The following is a 711-nucleotide window of genomic DNA, read 5'->3' as shown; positions in this document are numbered from 1 at the left end:
AAAAAGTTCGAATATATATAATGTTAATAACGCAAATCGAAATGAACTTATAGTTAGTAATATTGTAGACTCAATGTCGGATTCAGATATTATGAGCTTTTTGACCTACCAGAATGCTGGTGGAATGAACACCGATTTTACGAGTGTCAAAAGTGCGTTGAAATGGGATCCGATTTATTACAGCAGAACTGCTAATGCTAGTTATGGAATTGGTTTAGCAGCAGTTATACTCAATGATGAGGCTATGGGGTATAACTCTAAAATTATTTTTATTACTGACAGCAGTGTATCAGTTGACAGTAGATTTCTTAAGCTTGCAATTAATAACATGATACCTATTTACTTTTTCTGTATTGGTGATTTTAATACAGCTGCATTGATAGGTTATGCACAGCTGACAGGCGGCAAGGTATACTCTGCTAAAACCGCTGCTGAAATAAATCAAAGCTGCAATGAAATAGGTCCTAAGACCTTTGTTGGAGAAACAGACACTGATGGTGACGGTTTTACAGATATTGAAGAAATGAGTGGTCTTATTGTAAGCTCAAATTGCAAAATTGTTAATACCGATTATATGAAAGCTGACACGGATGATGACGGCCTTGATGACAATGAAGAAGTCGATGTTGAGCTTACGAAGGTTGAAGTACCTGGAAAACAGGGCAATCCTTCAACGTTCAAATACTATCATCATATGTGGTCGGATCCGTC

At 36.7% G+C, this 711-nt stretch carries 1 protein-coding gene; it reads left to right on the top strand.

Translation table 11 applies throughout. From position 1 onward, the window contains the following. Positions 1-73 precede the first annotated feature (73 nt). A partial coding sequence (locus QVO88_RS00010; RefSeq protein WP_288177641.1) for a hypothetical protein occupies positions 74-711 on the top strand: 638 nt, incomplete at its 3' end.

Origin of the sequence: Ruminococcus sp. CAG:57 (assembly GCF_000435935.1) — a bacterium.
Classification (GTDB): domain Bacteria; phylum Bacillota; class Clostridia; order Oscillospirales; family Ruminococcaceae; genus Hominimerdicola; species Hominimerdicola aceti.
The sequence above is the reverse complement of the archived record's forward strand: the minus strand, read 5'-3'. Positions and strand labels throughout refer to the sequence as shown.